Origin of the sequence: Dactylosporangium sp. CA-139114 (genome assembly GCF_050955725.1) — a bacterium.
In the GTDB taxonomy this organism is placed as follows: Bacteria; Actinomycetota; Actinomycetes; order Mycobacteriales; family Micromonosporaceae; genus Dactylosporangium.
In genome coordinates, this window is the sequence record NZ_CP192080.1 from 6,639,837 (window position 1) to 6,664,256 (window position 24,420).

At 72.5% G+C, this 24,420-nt stretch carries 19 protein-coding genes; 10 read left to right on the forward strand and 9 right to left on the reverse strand.

Annotation, left to right across the window (positions count from 1 at the left end; translation table 11 throughout):
* The first annotated feature begins 35 nt into the window (after positions 1–35).
* A complete protein-coding gene (locus ACQP2P_RS29435) occupies positions 36–1,469 on the forward strand; it encodes an MDR family MFS transporter (protein ID WP_433606208.1) in 1,434 nt (477 codons plus the stop codon).
* A gap of 49 nt (positions 1,470–1,518) precedes the next feature.
* Here ACQP2P_RS29435 and ACQP2P_RS29440 read toward each other — a convergent pair whose 3' ends face one another.
* The 4 genes from ACQP2P_RS29440 to ACQP2P_RS29455 form a co-directional block, all read right to left on the reverse strand.
* A complete protein-coding gene (locus tag ACQP2P_RS29440; protein ID WP_433606210.1) occupies positions 1,519–4,050 on the reverse strand; it encodes an MMPL family transporter in 2,532 nt (843 codons plus the stop codon).
* 16 nt (positions 4,051–4,066) lie between these two features.
* Positions 4,067–4,702 (reverse strand): TetR/AcrR family transcriptional regulator, encoded by a 636-nt coding sequence (locus tag ACQP2P_RS29445; RefSeq protein ID WP_433606212.1) that lies wholly within the window; start codon positions 4,700–4,702, stop codon positions 4,067–4,069.
* Between the two features lie 116 nt (positions 4,703–4,818).
* Positions 4,819–5,553, reverse strand: a complete 735-nt coding sequence (locus ACQP2P_RS29450) for a phosphotransferase enzyme family protein (RefSeq protein WP_433606214.1) — start codon at positions 5,551–5,553, stop codon at positions 4,819–4,821.
* Positions 5,554–5,563: 10 nt separating this feature from the next.
* Positions 5,564–6,391 (reverse strand): hypothetical protein, encoded by an 828-nt coding sequence (locus tag ACQP2P_RS29455; RefSeq protein ID WP_433606216.1) that lies wholly within the window; start codon positions 6,389–6,391, stop codon positions 5,564–5,566.
* 75 nt (positions 6,392–6,466) lie between these two features.
* Here ACQP2P_RS29455 and ACQP2P_RS29460 point away from each other — a divergent pair, with 75 nt between their 5' ends.
* Positions 6,467–7,267: an alpha/beta fold hydrolase gene (locus ACQP2P_RS29460; RefSeq protein ID WP_433606218.1), complete on the forward strand. Its 801-nt coding sequence runs from the start codon at positions 6,467–6,469 to the stop codon at positions 7,265–7,267.
* On the opposite strand, the gene ACQP2P_RS29465 is transcribed toward ACQP2P_RS29460, so the two are convergent.
* The 3 genes from ACQP2P_RS29465 to ACQP2P_RS29475 form a co-directional block, all read right to left on the reverse strand.
* Positions 7,225–8,736, reverse strand: a complete 1,512-nt coding sequence (locus ACQP2P_RS29465; RefSeq protein ID WP_433606220.1) for a S8 family serine peptidase — start codon at positions 8,734–8,736, stop codon at positions 7,225–7,227. The genes ACQP2P_RS29460 and ACQP2P_RS29465 overlap by 43 nt on opposite strands.
* A gap of 235 nt (positions 8,737–8,971) precedes the next feature.
* Positions 8,972–9,757 carry a hypothetical protein gene (locus tag ACQP2P_RS29470; protein ID WP_433606222.1) on the reverse strand — a complete coding sequence of 262 codons (786 nt, stop codon included), beginning with the start codon at positions 9,755–9,757 and terminating at the stop codon, positions 8,972–8,974.
* 848 nt (positions 9,758–10,605) lie between these two features.
* Complete coding sequence (locus tag ACQP2P_RS29475) at positions 10,606–11,532, reverse strand: L,D-transpeptidase (RefSeq protein ID WP_433606224.1); 927 nt, start codon at positions 11,530–11,532, stop codon at positions 10,606–10,608.
* A gap of 238 nt (positions 11,533–11,770) precedes the next feature.
* Between ACQP2P_RS29475 and ACQP2P_RS29480 the strand changes: the two genes are divergently transcribed.
* From ACQP2P_RS29480 to ACQP2P_RS29500, 5 genes are all read left to right on the forward strand, one after another.
* Positions 11,771–12,736 (forward strand): carbohydrate ABC transporter permease, encoded by a 966-nt coding sequence (locus ACQP2P_RS29480; RefSeq protein WP_433606226.1) that lies wholly within the window; start codon positions 11,771–11,773, stop codon positions 12,734–12,736.
* Complete coding sequence (locus ACQP2P_RS29485) at positions 12,733–13,593, forward strand: carbohydrate ABC transporter permease (RefSeq protein WP_433606228.1); 861 nt, start codon at positions 12,733–12,735, stop codon at positions 13,591–13,593. Before ACQP2P_RS29480 ends, ACQP2P_RS29485 begins: the two co-directional genes overlap by 4 nt.
* 40 nt (positions 13,594–13,633) lie before the next feature.
* Complete coding sequence (locus tag ACQP2P_RS29490) at positions 13,634–15,004, forward strand: ABC transporter substrate-binding protein (protein ID WP_433606230.1); 1,371 nt, start codon at positions 13,634–13,636, stop codon at positions 15,002–15,004.
* Between the two features lie 87 nt (positions 15,005–15,091).
* The gene (locus tag ACQP2P_RS29495; RefSeq protein ID WP_433606232.1) at positions 15,092–16,027 is read left to right on the forward strand and encodes an ATP-binding cassette domain-containing protein; all 936 of its coding nucleotides are present in this window, start codon (positions 15,092–15,094) and stop codon (positions 16,025–16,027) included.
* A gap of 23 nt (positions 16,028–16,050) precedes the next feature.
* Complete coding sequence (locus ACQP2P_RS29500; RefSeq protein ID WP_433619316.1) at positions 16,051–16,773, forward strand: ABC transporter permease; 723 nt, start codon at positions 16,051–16,053, stop codon at positions 16,771–16,773.
* Here ACQP2P_RS29500 and ACQP2P_RS29505 read toward each other — a convergent pair.
* Positions 16,757–19,867, reverse strand: a complete 3,111-nt coding sequence (locus ACQP2P_RS29505; RefSeq protein ID WP_433606234.1) for a BTAD domain-containing putative transcriptional regulator — start codon at positions 19,865–19,867, stop codon at positions 16,757–16,759. The two genes, ACQP2P_RS29500 and ACQP2P_RS29505, sit on opposite strands and share 17 nt — an antisense overlap.
* 143 nt (positions 19,868–20,010) lie before the next feature.
* On the opposite strand from ACQP2P_RS29505, the gene ACQP2P_RS29510 reads away from it, so the two are divergent.
* Positions 20,011–22,221, forward strand: a complete 2,211-nt coding sequence (locus tag ACQP2P_RS29510) for a hypothetical protein (protein ID WP_433606236.1) — start codon at positions 20,011–20,013, stop codon at positions 22,219–22,221.
* Positions 22,222–22,334: 113 nt separating this feature from the next.
* Positions 22,335–22,526 carry a DUF6767 domain-containing protein gene (locus tag ACQP2P_RS29515; protein WP_433606238.1) on the forward strand — a complete coding sequence of 64 codons (192 nt, stop codon included), beginning with the start codon at positions 22,335–22,337 and terminating at the stop codon, positions 22,524–22,526.
* Here the strand turns inward: ACQP2P_RS29515 and ACQP2P_RS29520 are convergent.
* Positions 22,487–23,698 (reverse strand): alpha-amylase family protein, encoded by a 1,212-nt coding sequence (locus ACQP2P_RS29520; RefSeq protein WP_433606240.1) that lies wholly within the window; start codon positions 23,696–23,698, stop codon positions 22,487–22,489. The genes ACQP2P_RS29515 and ACQP2P_RS29520 overlap by 40 nt on opposite strands.
* A 221-nt stretch (positions 23,699–23,919) precedes the next feature.
* Here ACQP2P_RS29520 and ACQP2P_RS29525 point away from each other — a divergent pair, with 221 nt between their 5' ends.
* Complete coding sequence (locus tag ACQP2P_RS29525; RefSeq protein WP_433606242.1) at positions 23,920–24,405, forward strand: PRC-barrel domain-containing protein; 486 nt, start codon at positions 23,920–23,922, stop codon at positions 24,403–24,405.
* The last annotated feature ends 15 nt before the right edge of the window (positions 24,406–24,420 follow it).

The window sequence follows — 24,420 nt, forward strand, 5'->3', positions numbered from 1 at the left end:
TCAATTAGGTACACACGCGTATCTAAGGTGGCCCGATGACCGACCGAACCGCCATGCGCACCGCCGTCGCCGTCCTCGTGGGCGCCGTCGCGGTCATCCTCGACTCCACGATCGTCAGCGTCGCCCTGCACGAGCTCGGCGCCGACCTGCACGCCGGCGTGGGCACCATCCAGTGGGTCTCCACGGCCTACCTGCTCGCCCTCGGCGTGGTCATCCCGCTCGTCGGCTGGCTGCAGAGCCACCTCGGCGCGAAGCGGCTGTGGATGGCCGCGCTGACGGTGTTCCTGCTCGGCTCGGTGCTGTGCTCGTCCGCCTGGGACGCCCCGAGCCTCATCGCGTTCCGCGTGGTCCAGGGCCTCGGCGGCGGCGTCATGATGCCGCTGCTGACCACGATGGTCATGCAGGCCGCGAGCGGCCCGGACCGGGCGCGGCTCATGAGCACCGTCGCGCTGCCGGCCGCGGTCGGCCCGATCCTCGGCCCGGTGATCGGCGGGCTGATCCTCGGCGTCGGCGACTGGCGCTGGCTGTTCCTGGTCAACGTGCCGCTGTGCCTGGCCGGGCTGCTGCTGGCCTGGCGGATGATCCCGGCCGACGGCCCGGGGCGCCGGGCCCCGCTGGACGCGGTCGGCCTGGTCCTGCTGTCTCCGTCGCTGGTCGCGCTGCTGTGGGGTCTGTCCGACGTGACCAAGCCGGGCGGCTTCGGCCGCGCCGACGTCCTCGCGCCGCTCATCGCCGGCGCCGTGCTGCTGGTCGCGTTCGTGCTGTGGGCGCTGCACCGCCGGGGAGCCGCGCTCGTCGACCTCGAGGTGCTGCGCTCCCGCCCGACGTGGGCCGCCTCCGCGCTGATGTTCCTCTCCGGCGCGTCGCTCTACGGTGCGATGCTCTTGCTGCCGTTGTACTGGCAGCAGCTGCGCGGCACCGACGCGCTGGGCGCGGGCCTGCTGCTGATCCCGCAGGGCGTCGGCTCGCTGCTGAGCCGGAGCGTCGCCGGCCGGCTGATGGAGCGCCTCAGCGCCCGCTCGGTGACCGTGTTCGGGTTCGCGCTCGTCGGGCTCGGCACCGTGCCGTTCGCGTTCGCCGGCCACCACACGGCGACCTGGTGGCTCCTGGCGACGCTGTTCGTGCGGGGCCTCGGCATGGGCATCGTGATGATCCCGCTGATGACGGTCGCGTTCGTCGGCCTGGAACGCGAGCAGGTGCCGCACGCGAGCACCGTGACCCGCATCGTGCAGCAGGTCGGCGGCTCGGTCGGGGTGGCGCTGCTCGCCGTCGTCCTGGCCACCTCGGCCACCGGCACCGGCTCGCTCGCGGCCGCGTTCGACATCGCGTTCTGGTGGACCGTCGGCTTCACCGGCGTCGCGCTGGTGCTCGCGTTCCTCCTGCCCGGCCGCGCGGGCACCCAGGGCGGCACCGGGGCGGACGCCCGGCCGGCGCCGGTCGCGGCTCAGGCCGGCACCGGTCCGGCCTGAACGGCGCACGGCCCGGCCGGCTCGAGGCCGGCCGGGCAGCGGCGACGACTCAGGCCGTGCCGGTCGCGGCCTCGGCCGGCACCGGCTCGGCGTGCGCGTGCGGGTCGACCGGGTGGGTGCGCTCGAGCTTCGCGCCCTCCACGTCGACGTCGGGCAGGATGCGGTCGAGCCACTTCGGCAGCCACCAGGCCGAGCGGCCCAGCAGGTGCATCGCGGCGGGGATGAGCAGCATGCGCACGACGAAGGCGTCGACCAGCACACCGAAGGAGAGCCCGAAGCCGATCGGCCGGATGGTCGCCGACTCCGAGAAGATGAAGCCGGCGAACACGGCGATCATGATGATCGCCGCCGCGGTGACGACCGCCCGGCCCGCGTGCAGGCCGCGGCGCACGGCGAGGCGGGCCGGGGCGCCGTGGACGTACGCCTCCCGCATCCCCGAGACCAGGAACAGCTGGTAGTCCATGGCCAGGCCGAACAGGATGCCGATCTCGATCGTCGGCAGGAAGCTCAGCACCGGCGACGGGTCGTGCACGCCGAAGATCCCGCCGAGCCAGCCCCACTGGTAGATCGCGGTCAGGCCGCCGAACGCCGCCAGCAGCGACAGCACGAAGCCGGCGGTCGCGGTCAGCGGGACCAGGATCGACCGGAACACGAAGATCAGAATGATCAGCGAGAGTCCGACGACGAGGGCGAGGTACAGCGGCAGGACATCGGCGAGCTGCTGCGACACGTCGATGTTGCCGCTGGCGTTGCCGGCCACGCCGAGCTCGACCTTCCCGGCCCCGACGCTCAGCGGTGACGCGCCGCGCAGGTCCCGCACGAGCTGCGCGGTCGACTCGCTGGACGGCCCGTCCTTGGGCACGACCTGGAACGCGGCCACGGTCCCGTCGTCGGACGCGCCGATCGGGGCGACCGCGACCACGTCGCGCTGGGCGGCGAGCTTGGCGCCGATGGCCGCCTCGATCGCGGTGAGGTCGTTGCCGGTGGGCTTGCCGGGCAGGTGCGCGACCACGAGCAGCGGCCCGTTCACGCCGGCCCCGAACTCCCGCTCGACCGTCTTGTAGGCGCGGTACTGCTGCGAGTCCGGCGCCTCCGAGGAGCCCACCGGCAGCCCGAGCCGCATCGACACGGCCGGGATCGCGATGACCCCGAGCACGAGCACCCCGGCGATGAGCGTGAGCACCGAGCGGCCCGTCGACATCGGGGTCTGCGGCACCGCCGGCAGCGCGGCGGCCTCACCGATGCGGCCCCGCTCCTTGCGGCTGAGGATGCGCAGGCCCACGAGCGACAGCAGCGCCGGGGTGAGCGTGATGGCGACGAGCACGGCGACGGCGACGCAGACCGCGCCGACGGTACCCATGAGCCCCAGGAACGGAATCCCGGTGACGTTGAGGGCGAGCAGCGCGACGAGCACGGTCGAGCCCGCGAACACCACGGCGTTGCCGGAGGTGCCGTTGGCCAGGCCGATCGACTCCCCCATCTCCACGCCCTGCTTGAGCTGGCGCCGGTGCCGGTTGAGGATGAACAGCGCGTAGTCGATGCCCACGGCCAGGCCGAGCATGACGCCGAGCACGGGCGTCACCGAGATCATGGTGACGACGTCGGAGAACGACAGCGCGGCGAGCACCCCGACGCCGACGCCGAGCAGCGCCCCGAGCAGCGGCAGGGTGGCGCCCAGCAGCGTGCCGAGCATCACGAACAGCGCGATCGCGGCGACGACGACACCGATGACCTCGCCGGGGCCGAGCACGCTGGGCACGGTCTGCGCGATGTCGTTGGAGACGTTGACCTCGACCCCGTCGATCTTCGCGTCGGCGGCCTTCTGGACGATGTCGTCCTTGACCTCCTTCGGCACCTCGTTCGTCGGGGTGTCGAACTGCACGACGCCGACGGCCGCGGAGCCGTTCTTGGACACCGTGCGCAGCTCCTTGGCCAGGTCCATCAGCTGCGCGCCGACCTCGAGCTGCTTGCCCTGCGCCTCGAGCTGGGCCCGGCCGGCGTCGATCTGCTGCTGGCTGGCCTGCAGCTCCTGCTTCTTCTGGTCGAGCTGCTGCTGCTGGGCCGCGAGCTGGGCCGAGCCGGGCGCCTGCGCCTTGGCCGCGTCCAGCTGCCGCTGGGCGGCCTCGAGCTGCTGCTTGCCGGTGTCGAGCTGGGCCTGCCCGGCGTCGAGCTGCTGCTTGCCCTGGGTGAGCTGGGCCCGCCCGTCGGTGATCTTCTGCTGCTGGGCGTCGCGCTCGGCCTGGGTCTGGAACGGGTCGGTGGTCGCCTTCACGCCGGGCTCGCCGCCGAGGTCCTTGAGCAGCGCCGCGATGCCCGCCTTCTGCTGGTCGGTGAAGGCCGAGCCGGAGGTGGTGGCGAACACGACGGTACCGCTGCCCCCGCTCGCCTTCGGGAACTTCGCCGCGAGCTCGTCGGCCACCTTGCTCGTGGGCGTGCCCGGGATCGTGATCGCCCCGGACAGCGAGCCGTGGAACAGCGCGTAGGCGCCCCCGGCGAGGCCGATGACCACGATCCAGGTCGCGATCACCACCCAGTGGCGGCGGGCGCTGAAACGCCCGAGCCGGTACAACAGTTCGGCCATGGCCGCGGTAGTCCTTTCAGGCGGGCAGATATCCGTTGCGGATGTTGTCGAGGAGCCGGGTGAGTAGGTCGTCCCACACCGCCCGGGACTCGTCGTCGAGGGCGGCGCCGGTCATCGCGATCCAGCGGCCGGCGATCACGGTCATGCCGCTCATGAGCGAGTTGACGAGCAGCTCGACATCGAGCGGGTGTGCCCGGGGGTACCGGCGCGTGACCTCGGCCGCGAGCGCGCCCCCGGTCCGCCGGAACGCGGTGTGCGTGAGCATCGGGGAGCGGGCGTCGTCCTCGCCGGCCACCCCGACGATCGCGGTCACGGAGACGATCACCGCCGCGAGGTCGGCCGCGCGCAGGGTGCGGGCGAGCTCGTCGAACATGGAGGCGCGGCTGCCGTCGCCGACGGGCGCGGCCGCGACCTGCGCGAGGAAGTCGTTGATGACGACGGAGAGGACGTCGGTGCCGAGCGTGAGCAGGACGTCGTCGAGGGACGCGAAGTGGTTGAAGACGGTACGCCGGGCGACGTCGGCCCGATCGGCGAGCTCGTCGACGGAGAAGTGTGCCCCGCCCCGCTCGTCGATGAGGCTCCGCGCGGCATCGAGGATGGCCGCGCGGTGGCGGGCCTTGAGCGCCTCCCGCCGTCCCCCATGATCACTCACGTCCGCTTACACTAGGTGCAACGATGCACTGGGTGCAACTCAGTCGGCGAAGACGAGGTCCATCTCATACCCGCGACCCCATTCTCGCGCGCCGGCCGGGCGGCCGTGGCCCGTTCTCACAGTGCCCGGACCTCGGCGAGGCGCCGGGCCGAGTAGTCGTCGTCCCAGCACACGGCGGCCTCCCAGGCGGCCGACGCCTGCCCGGCGATGTCGAGCGCGCCGTCGTCGAGGCCGGCGGCGTTGCCGGGCAGCACGAGGTCGAGGTCGGGGACGTCGACGTGCGACTCGTCCCAGTCGAGCAGCGCGACCCGGCCCGCGGCCACCCGGACGTTGCCCGGGTTGGCAGGGTTGCCGTGCACGACGCACGTCTCGCGTCCGGCGAGCCGCGCCCACGCCGCCCGGCATCGCGCGACGCCCTCGGGTGGCATCGCGCCGAGGTCGATCTTCGTCCCGGTCTCGGCGTGCAGGAGGTCGGTCGAGGACCGCCAGCCCGGCCGCTGCGGCCAGCCCCGCGTCAGGCGATGCAGCTCACGGAGCACGCCGGCCACGCGGCGCCAGTCGTCCTGCGTCTCGGGCGGTCCGCCATCCACGTAGGTCATCACCACGAGGCCGTCGGCGAACGGCCGGCCGTCCGTGGTGGGGATCGGGACCGGAACGGTCAGCCCCGCCCGGTCGAGGTGGCGCAGGAGCCCGGTCTCCCAGGCGAGGTCGGCGTCGCCGCGGGTGCCGAGCCGGCCGACCGCGATCCGCCCGCCGACGCGCACGCGCCACACGTCGTTGGCGACGCCGCCGGTGAGCGGTTCGAGGCGAGTGGCGTCCCCACCCCAGAGCCGCAGTGCTTCCCATCCCACTCGGCACAGCTTATTCGGCGCCCTCCGCGGTGGCGGTCGCGGTGGCCGGGGCGGTGGCCAGCACGACCGCGGCGGCCGTGGTGGCCAGCACCGCGAGCACGGCGGCGGGGGCCCAGCCCGCCCGGACCGTGTCGTGCAGGACCGCGACCCCCACCACGGACGGCACGACGACCTCGGTGATCCACAGCACCGCGGTCACCGGCCCGACCGGCCCGTGCTGCAGGGCGAACGCGTACAGCAGCGTCCCCGTGACGCCGAACCCGGCCAGGGCCCAGGTGAGCGGCTCGGCCAGCAGCGAGCCGGCGACGGCGAGGACACCGCGGTGGCCGGGCACGGGCAGCGCCCGCGCGCACAGCGCCGCGCCCCCGTAGGCGAGCCCGGCCAGCGCGGCCGCGGCCGGCCGCAGCGCACGGGTCGCGAGCCATCCACCGCCCGCGAGCACGACCGCCGCCGCGACCAGGCCCCACCGCAGCGCCGCGGACGGCCGCACCTCGTCCTGGGGCCCGGCGGCCGCGGCCACGACAGCCAGCGCCAGGATCGTGGCCACGACCGCCGCCGCGTCGCGCGGACGGATGCGGGCGGCCAGGAACAGCCGGGCGGCGACGACGGTCACCGCGAGGGAGCCGGCCAGGACGGCCTGGACCTGGTAGACCGGCAGGGTCCGCAGCGCGACGAGCGAGGCGAACCAGGCCAGCAGGTCGCAGGCGAGGCCGGCCAGGTAGAGGGGGTGGCCGAGGGCGCGCAGGGTGTCGCGGCTGCGCCGGGCGCCGGCGGCCTGGGCGATCGAGCCGATGCCGTAGCCGAGCGCGCCGGCCACGGCGAACGCCAGCGCTATCACGGTCGTCCACGATATCCCGGGCGGTGTCAGCACAGTGGCGGTTCCGTGTCAGGGCGGCCCGCGATCGTTCTCACCATGACACAGCAGCAGCAGTACTGGGTTCCGGTCGACGACACCGCGCTCTACGTGACCGACACCGGCGGCTCCGGCCTGCCGGTCGTCTACCTCAACGGCGCCTACGCCGACCAGTCGCACTGGCGCCACGTCGTCGCCGGGCTGGGCGACGGCTACCGGCACATCCGCTACGACGAGCGGGCCCGCGGCAAGTCCAAGCGCTCGGCCGACTACTCGTTCGAGGCCTGCCTGCGCGACCTCGACGCCGTCCTCGCCGCCCGCAAGGTCGAGCGGGCGATCTTCGTCGGCTGGTCCTACGGCGGCGTCCTGGGCTGGCACTGGGCGGACCGGCACCCGGAGCGGGTCGTGGGCCTGGTGACGGTCGACGCGTTCCCGGTCGGGCTGACCGGCCCGGAGGGCGCCGCCCGCATCCGCAAGCTGTTCCGCCGGATGCGGCTGCTGCTGCCGATCACCGCCCGGCTCGGCATGGGCGCGCGGATGAGCGCCGACGAGCACGCCGACGTCAACATCGAGCTCAACGAGATCGGGGCGGCCAGCGGGCCGGTCCTGGAGCGGCTGACCCGCCCGGTGCGGTTCGTCCTGGCCACCGGGGACAGCCTCGGCAGCCAGGACGGCGAGATGGACGAGGGCCGGTCGACCCTCGACCCGATCGTCGCCCGCAACCCGAACATCAGCATCAGTGCCCGGGTCGCGAGCAACCACTCCAAGATCCTCAGTAAGGACTCCCCCGCGGTCGTCGCCGCGGTGCGGGACCTCGATCAGTTCCAGGAGGCCGTCGACCAGTCGTCGCTGGACCAGTAGTGGCCGGACCAGTAGTGCCCGGACCAGTAGTGGCCCGACCAGTAGTGCCCCGACCAGTCGGGGTCGGTCCAGCTCGACGCGCCGTTCCAGGGCTTCCCGGACCAGGTCGCGGCGGCCCACGTCTTCGACGCCCAGGAGGTGCCGGTCCAGTTGTCGCCGGCGACGCGGTACCCGAGCCAGGTGCCACCGGACCAGGCGGTCTGGGCGGCGCTCCTCGGCGCCCACGCGGGAGTGCTGATCGGCCCCCACACGGTGTTCTCGCCGCTGAGCGTCACGTTGTCGCGGACCACGTGGCTCGGGCCGCGGGCGCCCTCGAGCGCGCCGGTCCCGCTGGACCGGTTCCACCCCGACGCCCAGGTGTTCTGGCTGGCCAGGGCCGCGCCCAGGTTGAGCTCGCCGACGGCACGGGCGTTGGCCAGGCCGGAGGTGGTGCTGACCGAGGTCTTGAGCACGGTCTTGACCTGGTCCGGGGTCAGCGTCGGGCGGGCCTGCAGCAGCAGCGCGACCGCCGCCGAGGTGACCGCGGCCGCCTGGGAGCTGCCGCTGCCGCGCACCAGGGTGGTGCCGACCTTCGCCGACGGGTAGGACAGGTCGACGTTGGAGCCGGGGTCGGCCAGCGACAGGATCGACTCGCCGGGGGCGATGAAGTCGGGGCGGCGGTTGTTGCCGCCGATCGTCGAGAAGCTGGCGAAGTCGTCGTCGGTGGGGTTCGTGGTGCCCTTGGTGGTGGCGGCGCCGACCGCGATGACCGCCGGGTCGCTGGCCGGGTCGGTCAGCGTGATGTCGCCGTTGCCGCCGTTGCCGCCGGCCGCGACCACGACGATGCCCTTGAGCCACGCCTGCTCGACCGCGAACTGGACCGGGTCGCTCCACGAGTCGGGGGTGCCGCCGGTGCCGTACGAGAGATTGAGCACGCGGATCGGGTTCGCCCGGTCGTCGTTGCGGTGGGCCACGACCCAGTCGACGGCGGCGACGATCTGCGACACGTCGACGGCGCCGTTGGCGGTGCCGACCTTGATCGAGGTCAGCTTGGCCTTCGGGGCCAGCCCGACGGTCCCGGACGCGGTGTCGTTGCCGACGATGATGCCGGCCATGTGCGTGCCGTGGCCGTACGTGTCGAGGTAGCGCAGGTCCGGGGACTGGGACTCGAACGACAGGTCGGGCCCGTTGACGATCTGCGAGGCGGGCAGCCCGGCGACGGGGGCGACGCCGGTGTCGATGAGCGCGACGCCGACTCCGGCGCCGGTCAGGGTGGCCGCCGTACCGGTGGAGGCGTTGATGGCCGCGCGAACCGTCGCGAGGGTCGTGCCGCTGCCGCTCGAGCTGCCGCCGAGCCAAGCGCTGGACGCCCACCCGGCCGCGTCGCTGATGGGATGGGTCGGTGCGGCGGCCGCGCCGAGCCCGGCGACGGCCGCGGCGGTGGCCGCGACGGACGCGACGATCCGTCGCCGCTGTGCCCTCGATGGCATGGGGTGCTCCGTTCCCGCCGCTTCCCTGCGGCGACGGGTTCCACCATGACGGGCGTTGGTTGCCAGGCCAGGGGTCGCGGGCCGGGTCTGTCCACTCGGCCTCCGGTCCTGCCCGACCACCCGACGCGATGTCGTCCGGTCCCCGCCGAACCGCACCCGGCCCGCACCCGGCCGGTGACGCAACCGCCAACCTCGGTGCCACGCCCAGGCGGTGTGCGCGACTGACGCCAGGACCTCACTTCCCCGGCGGGTTCTTCCCGCTCTTGGTGCCGTCCGGCTGGCGGCGGCGGAAGAACCCGCGCTTCGCCGGTCTCGGCCGCGTGAGTTGCTCGATCAGCGAACGGATCGCGTCGAACGTGCGCACCTCCGGGTTGCGGTCGGCCGAAGCGATGAGCCCAAGGCAGAGCAGAACGAATTCGCGGCCGTCGCCGCGCCGCTCGGCGACGAAGACCGGACCGCCCGCGAACCCATCGGGCAGCGCGCCCTGCCAACGCACCAAGCCGTCGGGGTCCCGTGCGACATTCGAGGTGGCGATGGCCAGCGGACGCTGCTCGCCCGGCGCGCCCGCTTCCCGCGTGATGTGACCCAGCGCGTACGCCCGGCGCGGCTGCGCATCGACGGCGCGCACATGCTCAGCCGTGGCCGCAACGCCGTGGGTGATCTGCGCGGCCGCCCACGTCCAGCCCTTCTTCGCCGCATGGTCGTGCAGGACGAACGTGCGCATCACCGCCACACCCGAGCGCCGCGACCACATCTCGTCGAAGTCCACCATGGCCAGGTAGCTCGGGGCCACGCCAGCCGGCTCGATGAGCTCGGGCCGCAACCGCACCTCGCCGACCTTGGTACGCGTCACATGGTCGGCGGTCAGCCACCATTCACGGACATGCTCACCCTCCGGCGTGGAGTCCACGAGCTCGTTGTAGAAAAACGCGGTCCCCGCACGCGTACGCTGCCCCACCGGCAGGGTACAGGCGCTCCAATGCTCCAAAATCGCATCGGCGAGTGGATCATCCTCGGTCACGGCTGACATCTTGCCCGCCGCGGGTCCGCGTCCGCGACCCCGAATCGCCATCCGCTACACGTGCGCTCCGAAGTGAACCGCCGTACGGCGCGGCCCTGTGCCGGCTCACAGGTCCCGGCGGCAACCAGCACTCGTAGCTTCCGGACGTCGCACCTTGCCGGACGCGACCAGCAACCGTGGTCCGGCCGGCGGCACGACCTGCCGCCGCTGCACCGCCGCCGGTCGGTGGTTTACCCTGCGAGTCGTGGTTGTGGACCTCCGTACGGTATTGAGCGCAGCGTTCCACCCCCTTTAGGTGGCCGCAGATGCGGCCCCGGAAGGGGTCAACATGTCTCGTACAGACAAGGACGGTCCGTATCATCCGCGGACCGGCTTACGACGTCTCGTTGGTGGCGGCGGTCCGCCGAAGTGGTTTATCGACGGCGTCTGGACCAGCAGAGAACGCCAGGCAGCGCGAGTCGCATGCCGAAATGCCGCCAAGGAGTATCGCGGCGACGGGAGTGTCGACACGATTCCCACCGTCCGGCAGCATCGCTTCTGCGCCCAGTGGCTCTGGTGGTGACGTAACGCCCAACAGTGTGCTCCGTCCGCGCCTACGCCGGACGGAGCACACTGCGGCGGGCGGCGTGGCCGTCAACGGTGTCCCCTGATGGATCACCGCACCCCGCAGATGCGTCAGCGCCTCCTGCCGACTCGCCGCACCGCCATCGACCAGTGCCACCAGGTGGCCCGGTGTGTCAACGGCGCGGCCACAGGGATGGAACAGCCCGGCGAACCGCGCCACGTCGGCTTCGATCACGGGCCGAACATACCGCCCGCACGCCGGGACGAGCGGGTGGCGATGTGCGTCAGTTGGCCGGCACCGCGCCGCCCGTCTGCCAGGTGGTCCAGGCCACGTTCCAGTCGCCGTACCCGTCCCACGTCGGCATCGTCGGCCCGCCGGTGTTGGTGTAGGTGATCGGGTCGCCGACCTGGGCGAAGTCGAAGTACGACTTGGCGTTGGCCTCGGTCAGGTTGGTGCAGCCGTGCGAGGTGCTGCGCTGGCCGATGTTGCCGCCGTTCCAGCTGGCCGAGTGGACGTACTCGCCGGAGTTGGTGACCCGTACCGACCACGGCACCTGCTCGTCGTAGCCGTCGCCGACCATGTGTTCGACCGCCTTCTTCTCCATGACGACCTTGACGCCGTTGAACGTCGGGGTGCTGGCCTTGCCCAGGGACACCGGGAAGTCGAAGACCTGCTTGCCGTCGGAGGTCACGACCATCCGCAGGGTGCCGCCGTCGACCTTGCCGATGTTCGCCGGCCCGGTCTTCATGTCGAGGGTCAGGCTGTTGTCGTACACGAGCCCGGTCCCGCCCGACTTGCCCTTCGTGTCGAGGCTCATCGCGATCGAGGCGTGCGCCGGCCAGTACTCGGCCGGGCGGTAGTGCGCCTCGATCGGGTAGCCGGAGTAGATCGTGGACTTCTGGAAGTACCACGCGCCCTGGGCGGGCTCCCCGTTGACGGTGACCTTCGTCGCCGCGTTGAAGTCCTTGGCGCTCGTGATCGACGCCGACAGGTACGCGATGATCGGCATGCCCACGCCGTACGTCGCTCCGTCCTTCTCGTACAGCCGCACGTGGACCGGCTTGCCGGTCGGCGCCGGCGACCCCGACGGTGACGCGCCCCCGGCCGGCGGCTGGGCCGAGGCCGGCGCACCCGACCACGAAGCCTGCGGCGCGGAGTTCCCGCCGCACGCGGCCAGCCCCAGACCGAGACTGACCAACAGCGCCGCCACCCGCCAACGGTGAGAAGATCTCATAGCCTCGACGATGCCCCTGATGCACGCCCGCCGCCACCTGTGGCCGGCTCGTTCACATCACAATCCGAGGACGCCGGCCCGAGCCCCCGCAGCTGACAGCCGTCCAGTGGCGAGCGGCGCTGTCCGACGGCGGGACTGGGACTTCCAGGTGTCGACGGAGTGCGTTCACCGCCACGTATCCACGCGTACAACTGGCCTCGGTTAGCTGCCGATCATGATTGGAGGGCCCCGGCCGACGACGGCCGAGCCGGTCCCGCTCGCCCCCGCCGCCGCGGACAGTCGCGGCTCGGCGAGGCGTGCCCGCCGGCGACGGACACTGCGCGAGGCGGCCGTGTTCATCGCGCTGGCCGTGCCGAACATCGCGCTGATCATCTGGTTCACCTACCGGCCGCTCGTGCTCAACGTGTACTACTCGACGCTCGACTGGACCCTGGGCTCCGACACGGCCCGGGCGGTCGGTCTCGACAACTACACGCAGTTCTTCCGGTCCGAGGAGGCCGGGCAGGTCTTGCTCACCACCGCGCTGTTCACCGTCGCGACCGTGGTCCTGTCCATGGGTCTCGGGCTGCTCGTCGCGCTCGGGCTCAACCGGAAGGTCCGCGGGGCCGGGCTGGCCCAGGCGACCGTGTTCTCGCCGTACGTGCTGTCCGGCGTCGGCGTCGGGCTGGCGTGGCAGTACATCTTCGACCCCACCGTCGGCGCGCTCGGCGCGATCGTGCGCGGCTTCGGCGGCACCAGCCCCGAGTGGTTCAACGACGAGACGCTCAGCCTCGTCATGGTCGTCATCGTGTACGTCTGGAAGAACCTCGGCTACGCGGCGGTGATCTACCTCGCGGGGCTGCAGTCCATCTCGTCCGACATTCTCGCGGCCGCGGCCATCGACGGGGCCGGCGCGACCCGCAAGTTCTTCTCCGTCACGTTCCCGCTGCTGTCGCCGACGACGTTCTTCCTGCTGGTGACGAGCATCCTCAACTCGCTGCAGGCCTTCGACATCATCCGCGCGATGACACCGCTGGGCCGCGGCACCACGACCCTCATCTACGACGCGTACCTGCGCGCCTTCGGCGGGTACAACCAGGCGGGCTATTCGGCGATGCTCTCCACGGTCCTGTTCGCGCTGCTGGTCATCCTGACCCTCGTGCAGCTCGTCGTCCTCGAGCGGCGGGTGCATTACCGGTGAACACCGCCGAGACGAAACCGCTGTCCCGCCGCAACCTCGCGGCCACCCTGCTCACCGGCTACGTGCCGATCCTGCTCGCCGTCCTCGTGGTGATCCTGCCGCTGGCGTACATGATCCTGTCGTCGTTCAAGACCCCGGCCGACATCATCACGCAGCAGCTCGTCATCCTGCCGAACCCGTGGCACGCGCAGAACTACGACGACGCGACCCGGGCGGTGCCCTTCGCGCGGCTGTTCCTCAACTCCGCGATCGTCACCGTCATCGGCGCCGGGATCAAGGTGCTGCTGGCCGTGCTCACCGCCTACGCGCTGGTGTTCGTCCGGTTCCCGGGCAAACGGTACGTGTTCTTCGCCGTGCTCGCGACGCTCATGGTGCCGCCGCAGGTGAGTGTCGTACCGAACTTCACGTTCATCAGCAGCCTCGGCGGCCAGGACACGTACTGGGGCATCATCCTGCCCGGGCTCGGCAGCGGATTCGGCACGTTCCTGCTGCGCCAGGCGTTCCTGCAGCTGCCGCCCGACGTGCTCGAGGCGGCCGAGACCGACGGCGCCGGGCACTGGCGGCGCCTGTGGCACATGGTGGTCCCGATGGCCGCCCCGAGCATCGCCACCGTCGCGCTGGTCAACATCGTCTTCGAGTGGAACGACTACCTGTGGCCGCTGGTCATCGTGTCGAACCCGCAGATGATGACGCTCCCGGTCGGGCTCACCCTGCTGCACAACAGCGAGAGCGCCGCCGCCTCGTACGGCATCGTCATGGCCGGCACCGTCATGGTCCTGCTCCCCGTGCTCGTCGTGTTCGCCGCGCTCCAGCGGTACATCGTCACCGGCTTGACGCAGGGCGCCGTCAAGGGATGACCACGCACAACTGCGCTGTTCTCGAGAGAGGGAACCAACCATGTCCTTGTCCAAGCCACCAGCCACCGAGATCAGCCGGCGGCGGTTCCTCGGCCTCGCCGCCGGCGGGCTGTCGGCCGCGGCCCTGGCCGCGTGCGGCGGGGGCCCGTCGACGACCTCGACGGACTCCTCCGCCAAGCCGGAGACCCTCGACTACACCGGCGTCAAGCCGGCGGGCAGCATCACCTTCTGGTCGTCGAACCCGGGCGGGTCGCAGGAGGTGACCCAGCAGATCATCGACGCGTTCCACGCCAGCCAGTCCGACATCAAGGTGCAGCTGGTCTCCGCCGGGTCGAACTACGAGGACATCGCGCAGAAGTTCCAGGCCGCGCAGGCCGGCGGCACGCTGCCCGACGCGGTCGTGCTCTCCGACGTGTGGTGGTTCCGCTACTTCCTGCAGGACTCGATCGTCCCCCTCGACGGGCTGTTCAAGGCGCTCAACTGGGACACCGGCGACTTCCGGGAGCAGCTGCTCACCGACTACAAGTACAAGGACGCGATCTGGGCCGTGCCGTGGGCGCGCTCCACACCGCTGTTCTACTGGAACAAGGCGCACTTCGCCGCGGCCGGGCTGCCGGACCGGGCGCCGAAGACCTGGGACGAGTTCGCCGAGTGGGCGCCGAAGCTCAAGTCGGCCAACGCCGGCCTGCAGAACGCGTTCCAGCTGCCGGCGCTGGCCGGATACGCCGGCTGGAGCTTCCAGAACAACCTCTGGGGCGCCGGCGGCGGCTGGTCGGCCAAGGAGAGCTTCGACCTCACCTGCGACAAGCCCGAGTCGGTCCAGGCGCTGCAGTTCCTCGCCGACGCCGTCTACAAGGGCAAGTGGTCGGGCGTCGCCGGCAAGGACTCGACTCAGGACCTGTCGGCGGGCGCGGTCTGCGCGACCGTCGGCTCGACCGGCAGCCTCGTGGGCATCCTCAAGACCGCCAAGTTCGACGTCGGCGCCGGCTTCCTGCCCGGCGGCCCGAAGGAGACCTCGCCGGTGTGCCCGACGGGCGGCGCCGGCATCGGCATCCCGAAGAAGATCAAGCCCGAGAACCAGGTCGCCGCGGCCACCTTCATCAAGTTCCTCACCTCGCCCGAGAACACCCTGAAGTTCGCGGCCGCGACCGGATACATGCCGGTGCGCAAGTCCGCCGACCCGTCGTCGCTGATCGCCAGGGCGCCCCAGTCGAAGGTCGCCATCGACCAGCTCGCGGTGACCCGCAACCAGGACTGGGCCCGGGTGTTCCTGCCGGGCGCCGACCAGGAGATGGCCAACGCCTGCGCCGAGATCCTCACCAAGAACGGCGACGTCCAGGCCCAGATGACCAAGCTCAAGGGCACCCTCGAGGGCATCTACAACTCGCAGGTCAAGCCGCACCTCAAGTAGCACGGTGTCACGGCGGCCGGCCCCGGCCGGCCGCCGTGACAGCGGCGTGACAGGCGGGTGTCAGGGCCCGCGCCGATCGTTGCCGGCATGAACGGATCAGCGATCACCGCCTCGGGTCTGCGCAAGACCTTCGGCCGCCAGGTCGTCCTCGACGGCATCGACCTCGACGTCCCGGCCGGCTCGATCTTCTCCCTCCTCGGCCCCAACGGCGCCGGCAAGACCACCACGGTCAACCTCCTCACCACCCTCGTGCACGCCGACGCCGGCACCGCCCGCGTCGCCGGGCACGACATCGCCGCCGAGACCAAGGCCGTGCGCAAGGCCATCGGCGTCACCGGCCAGTTCGCCGCCGTCGACGAGCTGCTCACCGGCCGCGAGAACCTCCGGCTCATGGCCGACCTCAAGCGGGTGCCGGACGGCGAACGGGTCGTCACCGGGCTCCTGGAGCGCTTCGACCTCACCGACGCCGCGCCGAAACTCGCGGCCACCTACTCCGGCGGCATGCGCCGCAAGCTCGACCTGGCGATGACGCTCGTCGGCCGCCCGCAGATCATCTTCCTCGACGAGCCGACGACGGGGCTCGACCCGCGCAGCCGCCGCACCATGTGGGACATCGTCCGCGAGCTCGTCGCCGACGGCGTCACGATCTTCCTCACCACCCAGTACCTCGACGAGGCCGACCAGCTCGCCGCCCGCATCGCCGTGCTCGACCACGGCCGCATCGTCGCCCACGGCACCCCCGCCGAGCTCAAACGCCAGATCCGCGGCAGCCACGTCCGGCTGCGCTTCCCCGACCACACCCAGCTCGACGCCGCGGCCCGGGCACTGCCCGACGCCGTCCGCGACGAACACGACCTGACCCTGCGCGTGCCCGGCGACAGCGACGTGCGCTCGCTGCGGGCCCTGCTCGACCGCCTCGACACCCACGGCATCGCCATCGAGGAGTTCGCCGTGCACACCCCCGATCTCGACGACGTCTTCCTGGCCCTCACGGGCCGCCCGACCGCGGAGGTGACCCAGTGAGCGCCGTGACCGACTCCGCCATCATGCTGCGCCGCAACCTCAAGCACACGGTGCGCAACCCCGTCACCGTGTTCAACGCGGTGCTGTTCCCCATCGTCATGGCGCTGATGTTCGTGTACGTCCTCGGCGGCGCCTTCGACGTCGGCGTCAAGTACATCGACTACGTCACCCCGGGCCTGATCATCATGGCCGTCAGCTACGGGCTCGGCGCCACCGCGACGGCCGTCAACGCCGACATGACCACGGGCGTCATCAACCGCCTCAAGGTCATGGACGTCTCCCGCGCCGCCGTGCTCACCGGGCACGTCATCGAGACCACCCTGCGCGCCGTCGTCGCCGTGGCCGCCATCGTCGGCGTCGCGTTCGCCATGGGCTTCCGCCCCACCGCGAGCCCCGTCGACTGGCTCGCCGCGGCCGGGCTCGTCCTGCTGCTCGCCTTCGCCGCCAGCTGGCTCACCGTCGCCCTCGGGCTGGCGGCCAGGAGCGCCGAGTCCGCCGGCCTGGGCACCGTACCGCTGATCATGCTCCCGTTCCTGTCCAGCGCCTTCTCACCGGCCGACACCATGGGCGCCGGCGCCCGCCAGTTCGCCGAATACCAGCCGTTCACGCCGATCATCGAAACCCTGCGGGGCCTGCTCACCGGCGCCCCGTCGACCGGCACCGCCCTCGCCGCCGTCGCCTGGTGCGCCGGCATCGGGCTCGCCGGCTACCTGTGGGCGCTGCGCTCGTTCAAGCGGCGAGCGTGACCTCGGCCAGCTCCCGCCAGCTCGACTCCGCACCCTCCCGAGCCGCCTCGGCGTACCGCACGTCGCCGAGGCGGCTCCGCGCATCCCGCTCGATGCCGGCCATCCGCGGATGCGACCGGTCCGGCAGCCCCCGCACCGCCGCCGCGGCCCCGAGCAGCCGCGCCGCCTGCTCCGGCCGGTCCAGGCGCAGGGCCAGATCCGCGACCCCGACGACGACCTGCGCGATCGTCTGCAGATAGCCGATCTCGGACGCCGCCGCGACCGCCGCCGCCCGGTGCACCCGCGCCTTGCCGAGGTCGTCGGCCAGATACCCGAGCAGGTCGTGGACCACCGCCCGGTTGCCCGGCCAGTCCGCCTCCGGGCCAAGCAGGATACTCGCCACGGCGATCTGCCGGCGGGCCCCCTCCGCGTCGCCGGCCATCCCCGCCAGCCCCGCCTTCGCCAGCGCGAGATCGGCCAGCGCGTCGGGCCACGTGACCCCCTCCGCGAGCCGGTCCGCCTCGGCGATCGTGGCCGCCGCCGCGGCGTCGTCCCCCGCCAGCCGGTACAGCGGCGCCAGCCGCGCCCGGGTGCGGATCACGTCCTCGGCCGAGCCGAGCTCGGTGGTGACCGCGATCGCCTCCTCGTACAGCTCGCACGCCGTCGCGAACTCGCCCCGGGTGGCGACCCGGTCGGCCAGCTCGGTCAGCGCGAACTGGATCCCGTACCGCTCCCCGATCGCCCGGAACTCCGCCAGCGCCAGCTCCAGGAACGCGTCGGCGTCCCGCCCGCCGTGCCCGAGCACGATGCGCATCTTGCCCAGCTGCAGCCGGGCCAGCGCCCGCGCCCGCGGATCGTCGGCGTCCAGCAGCGTCTCGAACGCCGGCAGCGCCTGATCCGCGCCCTGCAGCATCCGCTCCAGCGGCGCGATGAACTCCAGCACCGGGTCGCTGGACTCGCCGCGCCCGCCGAGCTCGTACGCCTCGTGGATGTACTGCGCCGCCTGCCGCTCGTCGTTGCGCCCGCCGCTGGCGAACATCCCCATGAACGCCAGCGCCCGGGCCCGGACCAGATCGGGCACCGCGCCGGGCAGCCGGATCGCCGCGCCCAGCAGCTCGATGCCCTCGGCCTTGTGCCCCGCCAGCCACCAGTAGAAGCCCGCACCCGCCCCGAGCCGCATCGCCGCGTGCGCGTCACCGCCCGCGATCGCCGCCCGCATCGCCGCCGCGATGTTGTCGTGCTCCGCCTCCAGCACCGCCAGCCACTGCAGCTGCTCGGCCCGGCGCAGATGCGGATCCGCGGCCTCGGCCAGCTCGATGCAGCACGCCAGGTGCGCCCGCCGGGCCAGATCCGTCTCCCCCGCCTCGGCGAGCCGCTGCGCCGCATACTCCTTGATCGTGCCGAGCAGCCGGTACCGTGGCGCACCCCCGCCGCCCGCGACGACCACCAGCGACTTCTCCGCCAGCGACGTGAGCAGCTCCAGGACCAGCTCCGCGCCGACCCCGGCACCGGCACACACCCGCTCGGCGAGCTCCAGGCTCGCCCCGCCCGAGAACACCGACAGCCGCCGCAGCACCGCCCGCTCGTCCTCGCTCAGCAGCTCCCAGCTCCAGTCGACCATCGCGCGCAGGGTGCGGTGGCGCGGCAGGGCAGTACGACTCCCGCCGGTCAGCAACCGGAAACGGTCATCGAGCCGGTTCGCGAGCTGATCCACCGACATCGTGCGCAGCCGGGCCGCGGCCAGCTCGATCGCCAGCGGCATCCCGTCCAGCGCCCGGCACACCCGCGCCATCGTCGCCAGGGTGTGCTCGTCGGCCGTCAGATCCTGCCGTACCGCACCCGCCCGGTCCCGCAGCAGCCGCACCGCCGGCGAAGCCTCGATCGCCCCCGGCCCCGCATGCCCGTCCGGCAGCCCCAGCGGCTCGACCGGCCACAGCGCCTCACCGGTGATCCCCAGCGGCTCCCGGCTCGTGGCCAGAATCCGCAGCCGCCGGCACCGGCCCAGCACCCGGTGCGCGAACCCGGCCGCGGCCTCGATCACATGCTCGCAGTTGTCCAGGATCAGCAGCGCCTCCCGGTCCCGCACGGCCGCGATCAGCCGCTCCTCCGGGTCGGCGTCGGGCGCGCCGCCCAGCAGCGTGTCCCGCAGCCCCAGCCCCGCCAGCGCCGCCTGCGCCACGTCGGCACCCGCCCCGATCGGCGCGAGCTCCACCAGCCACACCCCGTCCGGCAGCGACCCGGCCAGGGTCCGCGCCGTCTCCGTCGCCAGCCGCGTCTTGCCCGCCCCGCCCGGCCCGGTCAGCGTCGTGAGCCGATGCCCGCCGACGAGCTCCCGGACCCCGGCCACGTCGGCGTCCCGCCCGATGAACGTGGTCAGCTCCGCCGGCAGGTTCGTCCTGCGCTGCTCCTCCCGCCGCCCCAGCTCCCCCCGCAGCAACGCCACGTGCAGCGCCGACAGCTCCGGCCCCGGATCGACCCCCAGCGAGTCCGCCAGGGCCTCCTTCGCCCGCTGGAACACCAGCAGCGCCTCGCTGTCGCGCCCCGCCGCCGCCAGCGCCCGCATCAGCGCCCCGGCCAGCCGCTCCCGCACCGGATGCGCCGCCACCAGATCGGTCAGCTCGGTGACCAGCTCGGCCCCGCCGCCGTGCCCGGTCTCGGCGTCGAAACGCTCCTCCAGCGCCGCCAGCCGCATCCCCTCGAGCCGGCCCGCGGCCGCGTCGAACGCCGCACTGTCCGGCAGCCCCACGTCCTGCATCGCCGCGCCCCGCCACAACGCCAGCGCCTCGCGCACCTGCCCGGCGCCCAGCAGCCGCTCGAACCGCACCGCGTCCACGGCATCGGCCGGCACCGCGAGCCGATACCCGTCCGTGTGCCCCTCGATCGCCCCGTCCGGCAGCGCCTTGCGCAGCCGCGACACCAGCCGCTGCAACGCGTTCGACGCGTCCGCGGGCGGCTGCTCACCCCAGATCCAGTCCACGAGCGTCGCCTTCGGCACCGCGTGCCCCGCCCGCAGCGCGAGCGCGGCCAGCAACCCTCGCAGCCGGGCCCCCGGCACGTCGGCGAGCGCGCCGTCGTCCGCACGCACCTCGAACGGTCCCAGGAGCCGGATCTGCACGCGCAGATTCTGCCACGGTGGCCCCGGCACGTGACGTGCCGCCGCGGCGGCGGAGAGGGGACCTTGCTTGCGCGTTGCCGGGCCGCGTCCTCAGCGAGCCGGTCGCCGTGAACCCTCAAGGATGCCTTCATCGGCGTGACAGCGTGGTGGCAGGCTGCCACAATTGGCCCGTTCCATCATTGCTGAACCTCGATCGAGTGAGGGTGCCGGGTCGCAGTGTCGCACCTGAACGACTGGCAGTTCCTCGCTGGTGGGAGCAGCGACCAGTGACCAGCAAAGCCGCAGCGCGGATCGTGACGGCCGCGCTCATCGCCGTGTTCGGCGGTGTCGCGATCAACCAGGTGCTCAACAACGGTCAGTTTGATTGGAGATGGCTCACCGCAGCCATCGCGGCGACCGTGGCCAGCGGATTGGTCGCACGGCGCATGCACGGGCCGGACTCCGGTACAGCGGTCCCGGACCCCACCGTGACGGAGCGAACGCTGTCCGCGTTGGCGACCGCGGTCGAGACCGTATGGAAAGCTGAGCAGAGCCGTCGGCGACTGCTCAACCCCCGGCCGCTGCCAACCTCGTGGACCACGGTCGGCCCCCCGATCGCCGACCACTGGGCCAACATCCGCGCCGACGGCATGAACGAACCGCTCGACCTGTCCGGCGCGGTTGATCTGGCCCACCCCGACGCCTTCCACCAACTAGTGACCGACCCACGGCTCCACGGCCGAGTCGTGGTGCTCGGTGACCCCGGCGCCGGCAAGACCGCCTTGCTGATCCGGCTGACGCTCACCCTCCTGGCCGCCCGCCTCCACACCACCACCCGGCACACCCACGACGACCACCCCGCCACGCCGCCACCCGTGCCGGTCCCGCTGCGCCTGTCGACGTGGAACCCCGACGAACAGACGCTCGGCCAGTGGATCACCACCCGGCTGGAAGCCGACTACGGCCACCGCAGTCCCGTCCCCGCCGCTCAGCTGATGCCGCTGCTGGACGGGCTGGACGAGATGCCTGAACACCGCCGCCGGCAGGCGCTGTCAGCCGTCAGCGGCACCTTCACCGACACCCCGCTGGTCCTGACCAGCCGCACCACCGAATACCTCGAGACCCTCACCGCCCTGGCCGGCAACACACTGGCCGCCGCCGCCGTCCTGGAACTGACCGCCCTGTCCCCGACGACCGTGCGCGACTACCTGCATCTGACCACCGCCCGCCCGGTCGACTGGGCGGGCGTGTTCACCCGCGACGCCGATCACGACGGGCGCCTGGCCGCCGCGCTGTCGGCACCGCTGTGGGTCGACCTCGCCCGCACCACCTACACCGACCCTGACGAGGCCGACAACGATCCCGCCGCATTGCTCTGCCTGCCTGACGTCGACGCCGTGCGGGGGCGGCTGCTCGACCGGCTCATCCCCGCCGCCTACCCCGACCCGCCCGAGCCCGGCCCGGACGGACACACCTGGCGACGAGACGACGCCCAACGATGGCTGCGACACCTCGCCGCCGACATGCACCACCGCGACACCCAAGACCTCGCGTGGTGGAAACTCTGCCTCGCCGTCCCCCGGCCGACGCGGCTCGTGGGCTGGCTCGTGGGCGGGCTCGGGCTCGTGGGCGGGCTCGGGCTCGTGGGCGGGCTCGTGGGCTGGGTCCTGGGCGGGCTCGTGGCCGGGCTGACCTACGGGCTCGCGGGAGGGCCGCAGGAACCGCCACCCCGATCCTGGCATCAGATCCGATGGCGCCGCACCGGCGACCCCATCCTCCTCCGGCTCGCAGGCACACTCATCTTCGGGCTGCTGTTCGCCAACCTGTCCGGGTTCGTGATCGCGTTCGCGGGCGGGCTGACGCTCGATGACGGGCTCGCGTACGGGTTCGCGGTCTCGCTCGCGTACGGGCTCGTATGGGAGTTCACAACGCTCCTGCGCGACACGGAAGCCGATGTTCCGGCCGCCACCGACCCGCTCAGCCTGCTGCGCGGTGATCGCCGCCGGACCGTCATCGTGTGCCTTGCGCGCGGCCTCGGAGTCGGGTTCATAGGCGGGTTTGTGGGCGGGCTGGTGGGCGTGCTGGCGGACAGGTTCGCGTTCGGGTTCCCGTTTGCGCTCGCGTTCGCGTTCGCGTTCGGGCACGAGCTCGCATCCGGTGCCTGGGGGCGGTTCGAGCTGGCGCGGCTGTGGTGGTGGCGCCACGGCCGGTTGCCATGGCGGACCATGGCCTTCCTGTCCGACGCCCACCGGCGCGGCATCCTGCGGCAGGCCGGCGGGGTCTGGCAGTTCCGCCATGCCCTGCTGCGGGACCGGCTCGCCACACCAGCCAGCACGGAACAGCCTGAGGTTCCACCGCTGAGCCGGACACCGTGAAGCCCGGCCATCCTGCCCCGGCTCCATCACCGGCGCGTGACGTGCCGCCGCGGTCGCGAAGAGGGGACCTCCGGCCCTGACGGCCCGGTGCGGCCCACCCGCACGCTCGAGGCATGAGACGAGACGCGCGGTGCCCGTTGCGCAGGGGTGAGCCGTGCACGCTGTGCGTGCCGGGCGCGACCGGGCCGGCCGACTGCCCGACGGTCTACCTCGTGATGTCCGACCCCGACCTGCGCGATCAGCTCCACACGTTCCAGCGCGGCGCTCAGGACGTGAACACGCCCCAGCCGCGCGGCGGGAGCTGAATCCGGGCGCCGTCCAGGGTGGCGGGGCCGGCCGCGCGGGACTGCGCGCCACCCGACGGTACCGCCACCGGATCATCGGCCAAGTTCAGCGCAGTGATCAGGGCACCCCAGCCGGTCGCCGTGCGCAGGACCGCCTGACGGTTGTCGAGGTGCACCACATCCGTATGGGCCCGAACGACCCACGGCCGCGCCCGGCGCACCAGCACCAGCTCCCGGTGCAGGCGCACCATGTCGTTGTCCGCCGGCGGGTGCTGCGGGAACTCCGGCCGGACGGCGTCGTCGCCGCCCAGCCGCCGCTCCTTCACGCCCGTCCAGCCGTACTCGTCCCCGGCGTAGACGCTCGGCACACCCGCGACCGTGAGCAGCACCGCCAGCGCGTGCGGCACGAAGTCCGCCCCGACCGCCGAGGCGATGCGCGTCACATCGTGGTTGCCGACGAACGTCGCCGGGACGAACCCGGCGAGCAGGTCGTTGTGGCGCTTGAGCGCGTGCGCGAGCTCGAAGAGGTTCCGGTCCGCGATGCCGTGCCAGATGCCCTGCCACAGCTCGTACTGCGTCACCGAGTCCATGGTGGACTCCCGCACCATCGCGGCGTAGTCGCCGTGGATGACCTCGCCCACGAACCAGGCCCCTGGGTGCCGCTCGCGCACGCGGGGCAGGACGGCGGCCCAGAAGCGGGGCGGCACCGCGTACGCCGCGTCGAGCCGCCACCCGTCCGCGCCCCGGCCGAGCCAGTGCTCCATCACCCGCACCACGAGATCGGCGACGGCGGGACTGTCATGGTCGAGCACGACGAGCGAGTCGTGGCCCTCGAACACCTCGCCCCTCGTCCCGGGCCGCCCAACCAGCGGGTGCGCGCGGCCGACATGGTTGAACACCCCGTCGAGCAGCACCTTCAGCCCCCGGTCGTGGGCCGCGGCGACGAGCCGGTCGAAGTCGGCGTCGTCACCGAGCCGCGGGTCGATGCGGAAGTGGTCCACGGTGTCGTAGCCGTGGGTCATCGACGCGAAGACCGGCCCGAGCGCGATGCCCTCCAGCCCGAGGTCCACCACGTGGTCGAGCCAGCGCTCGATCCGCCCCAGCCGGTGCACGACCCCAGTGGCGGCATCGGTACTGCCCGGGCGCACCGGGGCACCGACGAAGCCCAGCGGGTACAGCTGCCACCAGCTCATGAATGCCCAGCATAACGATCCGTCCGGGCCCGGCCCGGCTCGGCGAACCACTGCCCTGGGCGCTACACGGGCCACATCGCGTACGGCTTCCTAGGATTCTAGGAATGAGCGTGGACCCGGAAGAGGTGCATCAGTCGTCGATAGCGGGGCGGATAGATCGCTTTCGGACGGGTATGCCTGATGGTGCAAGCGACACGCACGAGCGAGGAAGGAAATCCCCCGTGACTTCCAACCAGACCGATGGCGCCACGCTGCTGGGCCGCGAGGTGTACGACCGCGACGGCGACAAGATCGGCAGTGTCGGCCAGGTGTACGCGGACGACGCGGGCCGGCCGACGTGGGCGAGCGTCAGCACCGGGCTCCTGGGCCTGCACCAGTCACTGGTGCCGCTGGCCGGGGCCACGAGCCTCGAGGACGGCGTGCAGGTGCCGTTCGACAAGGCGACCGTCAAGGACGCGCCCCGCGTGGACCACGAGGCCGACCAGCCGCTGACGAGCGAGCAGGTGCAGGAGCTGTACCGGCACTACCAGCTCCAGATGGACCCCGCGAGCACGATGCGCTACGAGCGCGGCCGGGACGTCTCCGCGGACACCGAGCCGTCGCGCTACGACCGCGACCGGAACCTGTACACGGACACCGAGCCGATGGACGTGATCGCGGTGGAGGACGACCTGCCCGGCGACGAGGGCCGCCGGCGCCTGGCTTGATCGGCCTGCGTCAAC